This is a genomic window from Bradyrhizobium sp. CCH5-F6 (assembly GCF_001556045.1).
GTDB lineage: Bacteria > Pseudomonadota > Alphaproteobacteria > Rhizobiales > Xanthobacteraceae > Bradyrhizobium.
This window is the reverse complement of sequence record NZ_LSIC01000198.1, coordinates 22,330-30,650: the sequence shown is the minus strand read 5'-3', so window position 1 is coordinate 30,650 and position 8,321 is coordinate 22,330. Positions and strand designations below refer to the sequence as shown.

Below are 8,321 nucleotides of genomic sequence, written 5' to 3'. Positions count from 1 at the left end.
CCCAGCTGAACACGCCGCTGACCCCGCAGAAGATCTGGCAGGCGATCCGGGACGCCGTTGGTGACGCAAGGCGGGCCGCCGATGGCGCCGGATTCGCCGCAGCCCTTGGCGCCAAGCGGGTTGGTGCGGCAGGGCGCGGAATCATCCAGAGTCACCACGATCGGCGGGACGTCGTCGGCGCGCGGGATGCAGTAGTCCTGGTAGCTTGCGGTGAGAAGCTGGCCGTCGGCATCGTAGGACACGCCTTCATAGAGCGCCTGGCCGATGCCTTGCGCGACGCCGCCATGGATCTGTCCCGCCACCAGCATCGGGTTCACGGCGACGCCGACATCGTCGACCGTGGTGTAGCGCACGACCTTGGAGACGCCGGTCTCGGGGTCGATCTCGACCTCGCAGATATGCGTGCCGTTCGGCCAGCTCGGACCGTCGACCTCGCCCTCGGAATCGACGCTGAGCCTGGCGCCGTTCTCCTTTTCTGCGAGATCGAACAGGCTGATGCGGCGGTCGGTGCCGACCACGGTGAGCATGCCGCCCTGGTATTCGATGTCCTCGACCGAGGTCTCCAGCACGTTGGCCGCCTTCTCGCGCGCCTTCTGGATCAGATCGTTGGAGGAGACCGCAACCGCAGTGCCGCCGACGAACAGCGAGCGCGAGCCGACGCTGCCGAAGCCCATGGCGAGATCGGTGTCGCCCTGGACGACGTCGATCTTGTCCATGGAGATGCCGAGCGTGTCGGAGATCATCTGGGTGTAGGTGGTCTGCAAGCCCTGCCCCATCGCCATGGTGCCGGAATGCAGCACGACGCGCCCTTGCGAGGTCGCGTGCAGGCTGACCTTCTCGGTATGCGCGCGGCCGCCGGTCCATTCGATGTAGGAGGTGAGACCACGGCCGTAGAGCAGGCCCTTCTTCTTCGCCGCCTTCTTGCGCGCGGCGAAGCCATCCCAGTCGGCGAGCTTCACGGCGCGATCGAGCATGTGGGCGAAGGCGCCGGAATCATAGACCTGGCCGACCGCGTTGGTGTAGGGCAGCTGCGCCGGCTTGATGTAGTTGGCCTTGCGGATCGCGCGCGGATCCATGCCGATCTTGCGCGCGGCGGCGTCGAACAGGCGCTCGACGATGAAGACCGCTTCGGGCCGACCCGCGCCGCGATAGGCGCCGACCGGCGCGGTGTGGGTCATCACCGACTTCACCTCGAAATGCACCAGCGGCAGATCGTAGACGCCGGTCTGCACGAACGGCCCGAGCACCAGCGGGATGATGTTGGCCGCGCCCGAGGAGTACGCGCCGGTGCAGCCGATCGACTTGACGCGATAGGCCAGCACCTTGCCCTTTTCATCCAATGCGAAGGAGGCGGTGGAGGTGAGATCGCGGCCGTGGGTGCCGCCGACGAACTCGTCGGTGCGGTCGCCGCGCCAGCGGATCTTCTTGTTCAGCTTGGTCGCGGCATAGGCGACGATGCCGTCTTCCGGATAGAGGTTGGTCTTCTGGCCAAAGCCGCCGCCGATGTCGCCGACCAGCACGCGCACGCTGTCCTTGGGACGCTTCAGCACCGCTTCCGCCAGCACATCGCGGGTCGACGCCGGCGTCTGCGACTGCACGTGCAGCAGGAGACGGCCGGACTTCTTGTCGATCTCGGCAATGGTCGAGCGCGGCTCCATCGCCGACGGCACGAGGCGCTGGCTGACGATGTCGAGTTCGACGGTGTGCGCGGCCCTGGCAAAGGCCTCGTCGACCTTGGCCGCATCGCCATAGCTCATGGCACCGACGATGTTGTCGGGCGCCTCGGGCCACACCACGGGAGCGCCGGGCTTCACTGCTTCGACGGGATCGACCACCGCCGGCTGCACGTCATATTCCACCACGATCGCCTCGGCTGCGCTCTGAGCCTCCACGCGCGACGAGGCCACCACTGCGGCGACCGCCTCGCCGGCATGGCGCACGACCTCATGGGCGAGCAGGCGGCGCGGCGGCACCGTCATCGGCTTGCCGTCGGGACGCTTGAAAATGCTCAGGGTCGGGATGCTGCCGATGTCGTCCTTGACGAGGTCCGCACCGGTATAGATCGCGGTGACGCCGGGCATCGCGGCCGCGGCGCTGCTATCGATCGAGACGATCTTCGCGTGGGCGTGCGGCGAACGCAGCACGTGCAACCACAGCGCGCCGTCCTCCGGCTTGTCGTCGATGAACTGTCCCTTCCCGGTGAGCAGCCTCTGGTCTTCCAAACGCTTGACGGGCTGGCCCGCTCCGAAACGCAAATTGCCGGGAAGAATGTTCATTCCGTTATGTCCTCGAAATCCGGAAAACGACCGCGGCGGTTTTAACCGATTTTGCGGGCCAGACAACCGAGCCGCGGCACATCTGCAATGCGTGCCGCGCCCCTTTTGGCCGGGCAAATCGCGGGTCAGGAACGCTCGATGTCGATGATGCCCACGTTCACGTCACGGGTGTCCGAGCCCCGCTTGACGGTGAGGCGCACGGTCTTGCCGGCGCCGGCCTGCTCGAGCGCATCGGTCAGGTCGGAGAGGCGCCGCACCGGCTTGCCCTCGACCGCGGTGATGATGTCTCCGACCGCTCCGGTCGAAAAGTTGACACCGCGAATCCCCGCCCGCTCGGCCGGACTACCGGGCGCCGTCCGCACCACGATCACCCCTTCGACGCCGAGCCGGGTCGAAACGTCCTCGCCGGCGGCCACGATCCCGATGCCGGGCGTCGGCACCCGGCCGTTGCGGATGAGTTCGGGGACGATCCGGTTCACGACGTCGACCGGGACCGCGAAACCGATGCCCGCGTTCGAGCCCGACGGCGATATGATCGCGGTGGTGACGCCGATCAGCCGGCCTGCGGAATCCAGCAACGGCCCGCCTGAATTGCCCGGATTGATCGCGGCATCGGTCTGGATCACATTGGCAATTTCACGGCCGCCATGGGTCGGAAGCCTGCGCTTGAGCGCGCTGATGATGCCGCTCGTCATCGACTGGTCAAGCCCGAAGGGATTGCCGATCGCAAAGGCGGATTGCCCGACCTTCAGGTCGCTCGAGCTGCCGAGCGCAACCGGCGGTGGAAGCTCGCGCACGCTCCGAATCCGCAGGACCGCAAGATCGTAATTGGGAGCCGTGCCGACGAGGTCGACCCGGGCCACCTCTCCCGAGGCAAAGCGCACGGCGATCTCGCCGCCACTGGCGACGACGTGATTGTTCGTCACGAGGTGACCGTCGCGGTCCCAGACGAATCCCGTGCCGGAAGAGCCGCCCTGGCCTTCCTCACCCATGAGAGGATTGACCGCCGATCTCACGGCAACCTGGACGACCGAAGGCGATACGCGCTCGAAGATATCGATGGTCGCCTTTTCGGCATCCGACAGCGGCCCGCGCTGCTCGACGGCGCGTGCGGAGGGAGCCGCCCATGGGGCGAACGAGATCGGGACATGCAGGATCTTCGCGGTCGTTATGGCGAGCAACAGGGCGGCGAAGGCTGCCGCGGCAATCGCATAGCGACGATTCATGAGTGATCACCGTCTCTTGTGCTGAATACGCTCTCTTGTGCTGAATACGCTGTTGGGATGCACATGCATGGGGTGATGGACCTCGCTCACGCAGCAACGTCGGAAACGAACGGAAGTTTCTCCCTCAGGTAAGGAGCCTTTTGCTCTCGACACGGGTGCCCGGGGCAAATTGCCGCGTCGCGAGCAGCTATATCAGCTCGCGCAACGCCGCCTCCACGACCTTGCGCGCGTCGGCCGTCAGCGACGCCTGCGGCGGGACGGGGTCACCGACATCGTAGCCCTGGATCGAAAGCCCCGCCTTGATGCAGGCGGCGAGATTGAAGCGGGCGAAGGCTTCGTTGACGCGCCACAGCCGGCGCTGCAGCGCCATGGCCTCGTCCCAGCGGCCGGCCTTGCAGAGGTCGTACAGCGCGACGCTCTGGCGCGGGATGATGCAGGCCGGGCCCGCCATCCAGCCGAATCCGCCGATCAGCATCACCGCCGCAGGGATATGGGCCGAGGCCGAGAATACCCGCAAGGAATCGCCGCAGCGGTTCATGATCGAGAGCAGCCGGCCGGTGTTGGTCGAGGCATCCTTGATGTAGCCGATGCGCGGATGTTCGGCGAGGCGCGCAATGACGTCGAGGGTGAGATCGGAGCGCTGGAATTGCGGATTGGTATAGATGACGACGGGGACATCCACGGCATCGGCGATGGCGCGGAAGTAGGATTCGACCTGGGCATCGGCGAGCGGGAAATACGCCTCCAGGATCGCCAGAATGCCGTCGGCGCCGAGCTTCCGGTAGGCCTTCGCCTGCGCCACCGCGTCCGCCGTGGAGGTGGAGGCGACGCCGGCCACGACAGGCACGCGGCCCCGCGCGGCCTCGATCGTGGTCTGCACCACCGCCGTGCGTTGCTCGGCATTGAGATAGGCGAACTCGCCGGTCGAGCCCAGCGGGGTCAGGCCGTGCACGCCGGCGCCGATCAGGTCGTCGCAGAGCTTTGCGAGCACGCTGGTCCGCACCGTGCCGTCGGCATCGACGGGCGAGACGAGATAGGGAAAGACACCGTGGAATTCGGACATGTCAGGTCCATTCGGGACATCGGGCGGCCGTAGCAGCCCTCAATCGCTGCTAACACGGGCAAAAATCGCCAGCAAGCCTGCGCATTGACGACTTCTTAAGGACGTTGCGCAGCAACCATCATCTCGCGCCCCGTCCCTACCGCTTGTTAGGAACAAGCAGGGATGGTGCCGGCCATGACTCTGACAATGTTGTCCAGGTTCTTGCATCCAGATCCGCGCATCCGGCGCGAGCTCGTGGATCTCCTGTACACGTCGCTGCCGCAAGTGTCCGCCATTGGCGCCACATCGGTGACGGGCGCAGCCGCGCTGACGCTCATGAGCGGCGACACCGGCTATGCCGTGATCTCGGTCTTCATCTTCATCACGGCCGCAGCCCGCATCGCTTCTCTGCTCCGCTACAAGTCGCGCGCTGCGCAATTCTCCGATACTGACGTGATCCGCTGGGAAGGGCTTTATGGCGCCGGCGCGTCCGCCTTCGGCCTTGCGTTGGGCCTGTTGTCTTACCGCGCGCTCCAGCTCGACGACGGGCCCGGCGCGTGGATCACGTTCGGGCTTTCGATGTCGTTCTGCGTCGGCATGGTCTCGCGCGCGGCGATCCGACCCTGGATCATCCTGACCGCCGCTGCGGTGCTGTTGACGCCGATCATCCTGGGCGGCCTGCTCCACCCCGAGTTCGCCTACAAGCTCGGCGCAGTCATGCTGGTGTTCTTCTGGCTCACATTGCGCGAGGCGTCCAAACATCTCAGCGCCGCCTTCGTCGAGCGGCTCGAAGCAAAACATCGGCTGGCGCGGCAGGCCACCCACGATTTCCTGACGGGATTGCCGAACCGGGCCGCGTTCTTCCAGGCGCTGGCGGAGACGCGCGGAAACTTCGCCATCATCGCCATTGATCTCGACGGCTTCAAGCCGGTCAACGACCGGCACGGCCATCACGTCGGCGACGATCTGTTGCGCCAGGTGGCGGAGCGGCTTTCCGTTTGCATCGGCAGTCCAGGGCTCGCCGCGCGCTTCGGCGGCGACGAGTTCATGATGCTCAAGCCGGTTGCTTCAGGTGATGCCGGCCGTGAGCAAGCGCTCGCGCTGGCGCGCCAAGCCATTCGCGATCTCTCGATGCCATTCCTGCTCACGGACATTCCGGTCCGCATCGGCGCAAGCGTCGGCATTCTGGTCAGCGCTGATGCAGTCACCGCCATCTCAACGTCGCAGCTCATGGAGCGGGTCGACCGCGCCCTCTATGCAGCGAAACGTGCCGGAGGCAGCCGCTGCGCATGGGCGGATGAGGACGTCCGCCTCGAACGCGCAGCAGGCTGAAGCTGCCGCCTTCGATCACACCTTGAGCAGCCGCACCCGCGTGCCCCAGGGATCGATCGCCTCCACACCATTCGCAAGCGTGGTGAGCTGCGCACCGGCCTTGCGCAGGCGTTCCTCCTGTGCGGCGAGAATGTCCTGCTTCGCCGTCACCAGCGAGAACCATGCAAGTCCCGTGGTGGCATCGTCGCGCTGGCCGGCGCCCTGGCTCTGCCAGACATTCAAGCCGAGGTGATGGTGATAACGGCCCGATGACAGGAACGCGGCGCCGTTGCGCTTGCGCGTCGGATCAAGGCCGATCGTGCCGTGATAGAAGCTCTCGGCCTGCGCGAGATCGCCGACGCGCAGATGCATGTGGCCGACGCGCAAGCCGTCCGGCGCCTTGGCATAGTCGGCGACGCGTGTATTGGTCAGCGACAGCAGGTCGGGGATGTTGAGCTCGTCGGTCGCCATTTTCACGCTGCCCTCGCTCCACTGCCATTGCGAGGGATCGCGGTCGGCATAGACTTCGATGCCGTTGCCCTCGGGGTCGTCGAGATAGACGGACTCGCTGACGAGGTGATCGGCAAAGCCCGACAGCGGCACGCGATGCGAGGCGGCATGCACCAGCCAGCGCGCGAGGTCTTTTCGCGTCGGCATCAGGAAGGCGGTGTGGTAGAGGCCGGCGGCGTTGCGCGGCTCGATCGCGGCATCGGGACGGGCCTCCAGCACCAGCAGCGTGATACCATTTGTGCCGAGCCTGGCCGCGCTGGTAGAGCGCTCCATCACGGTGAGCCCGATTACGTCGCGGTAGTAGTCGGCGACCTTGCCGAGATTCTTCACCCGCAGCGTCACCATGCCGACCCGCATCGGCGTGCGGCTCGCATAGGTCGGCCCGCCGCCCTGCGGCGTCCCCTCGGCGCGCGCCGCGGCCGCGGCGGCCATCGCAAGCGACGTCGCGCCGGCGAGTTGAAGCAGGGTGCGGCGGGTGAGGTCGATGGTCATGAGTCAGGGCTCGCTGGGAGAGGCTTGAGGCCAATTGGTGCAATTTCCCGATTGCTACACGTTCCCGTGAGCGCCTCCCAATCACATGTTTGTCGGCCGTGGTCCTACGGAGGACTGGCCACCCGGCCAGTTTCGCAATCACCCGCGACATCCCAGATTGAAGGCGGCTTACAGGAGCCTTGAAACCTCGCAGGAGCCTTGCATGACCGATTCCACGCCTCTGTCTTCGCTGTCGTCAGCGCTCGCGGACGTCGTGGCGCACACCGCGCCGTCCGTCGTTTCCGTGCATTCGCATCGCTCCCGCGCCACCGGCTTCGTCTGGAAGCCCGGCCTGATCGTCACCGCCGACGAGGCGCTGGCCGACGAAGGCGAGGTGACGATCGGCCTGTCCGACGGCAGCACGGTCGCCGCGACGATCGTCGGCCGCGACCACACCACCGACGTTGCGCTGCTGCGCGCCGACACCGATCTCGCCCCGGTCAAGCTGTCTACCACGGTCCCGCCTCTCGGCACGCTGTCGGTCGTGGTCGCCACCGATCGCGATGCGCCAAGCGCGGCGCTCGGCATGGTGTCGGCATCCGGCAACGGATGGCGCAGCCTGCGTGGCGGCGAGATCGATGCGCGGATCGAGCTCGATTTGCGCCTGCGCTTCAGCCAGCAAGGCGGGCTTGCGCTCGACGCATCGGGCGAGGCCTTCGGGATGGCCGTGCTCGGACCGCGGCGGGTGCTGGTGATTCCGACGGCGACGATCGCGCGCGTCGCGGCGCAGCTCGAGACGCGCGGCCGCATCGCGCGCGGATATCTCGGCCTCGGGCTCCAGCCGGTACGGCTCGACGACGGCATGGGCGCGATGGTGATGCATGTCGACAAGGCCGGGCCTTCGGCTGCAGCCGGCATCCGTCAGGGCGACGTGATCGTCGCGGTCAACGACCAGAAACTGTCAGGCGTGCGTGCGCTGGCGCGGACGCTCGGGCCTTCGAGCGTCGGCGCGGTGGTCGACGTCGCCGCCCGCCGCGGCGGCGAGCCGGTCAGCTTCAAGGTCACGGTCGGCGAGAGGCCGGAGGCGTGAGCGCGGACGACGCCCCCGAGATCGTGCTGTCGCTGGAGATCGACGATCCCGCTCTCGCCGGCCGCCTGGCCGCACTGCTCGGCAACGTCGCCGGGCTACGTCTCGCTGCGCCGGGCGAGTCTGCTGCGGCGACGATCGTGGCCCGCGATCCGCGCAGCATGCCCGATGATATCGCACTGACCCAGCGCGAGCTCGACGTGCTGGCACTGATGGCCGAGGGCGCCTCGAACAAGATGATCGCGCGTCAGCTCGGAATCTCCGTGCACACCGTGAAGTTCCATGTCGGCTCGCTGCTCGACAAGCTGGACGCCACCGGCCGCACCGACGCAGTGGCGCATGCGGCGCGCCGCGGCGTGATCGAGCTTTAGGCGAGGCGGCGCCTCTCTCCTCGTCAT

Annotated in this window: 7 protein-coding genes; 3 read left to right on the top strand and 4 right to left on the bottom strand. The window is 66.9% G+C overall.

Translation table 11 applies throughout. The features are described 5' to 3' along the window. The 3 genes from AX729_RS34690 to AX729_RS34680 form a co-directional block, all read right to left on the bottom strand. On the bottom strand, nt 1–2,276 hold a 2,276-nt coding region (locus AX729_RS34690), incomplete at its 3' end, for a xanthine dehydrogenase family protein molybdopterin-binding subunit (RefSeq protein WP_061028864.1). A gap of 125 nt (nt 2,277–2,401) precedes the next feature. Next, nucleotides 2,402–3,502 (bottom strand): S1C family serine protease, encoded by a 1,101-nt coding sequence (locus AX729_RS34685; RefSeq protein ID WP_061028867.1) that lies wholly within the window; start codon nt 3,500–3,502, stop codon nt 2,402–2,404. Between the two features lie 187 nt (nt 3,503–3,689). After that, complete coding sequence (locus AX729_RS34680; protein WP_061028869.1) at nt 3,690–4,565, bottom strand: dihydrodipicolinate synthase family protein; 876 nt, start codon at nt 4,563–4,565, stop codon at nt 3,690–3,692. Between the two features lie 162 nt (nt 4,566–4,727). On the opposite strand from AX729_RS34680, the gene AX729_RS34675 reads away from it, so the two are divergent. Beyond that, nucleotides 4,728–5,876 (top strand): GGDEF domain-containing protein, encoded by a 1,149-nt coding sequence (locus AX729_RS34675; RefSeq protein WP_082770615.1) that lies wholly within the window; start codon nt 4,728–4,730, stop codon nt 5,874–5,876. A 15-nt stretch (nt 5,877–5,891) separates the two neighbouring features. Here AX729_RS34675 and AX729_RS34670 read toward each other — a convergent pair whose 3' ends face one another. Beyond that, nucleotides 5,892–6,857, bottom strand: coding sequence for a VOC family protein (locus tag AX729_RS34670; RefSeq protein ID WP_061028870.1), 966 nt, complete (start codon nt 6,855–6,857; stop codon nt 5,892–5,894). A 202-nt stretch (nt 6,858–7,059) separates the two neighbouring features. Here AX729_RS34670 and AX729_RS34665 point away from each other — a divergent pair, with 202 nt between their 5' ends. Together AX729_RS34665 and AX729_RS34660 are read left to right on the top strand one after the other, a co-directional pair. Beyond that, the gene (locus AX729_RS34665; RefSeq protein ID WP_061028872.1) at nt 7,060–7,926 is read left to right on the top strand and encodes a S1C family serine protease; all 867 of its coding nucleotides are present in this window, start codon (nt 7,060–7,062) and stop codon (nt 7,924–7,926) included. Further along, nucleotides 7,923–8,294, top strand: a complete 372-nt coding sequence (locus AX729_RS34660; protein WP_061028874.1) for a response regulator transcription factor — start codon at nt 7,923–7,925, stop codon at nt 8,292–8,294. Before AX729_RS34665 ends, AX729_RS34660 begins: the two co-directional genes overlap by 4 nt. Nucleotides 8,295–8,321 lie beyond the last annotated feature (27 nt).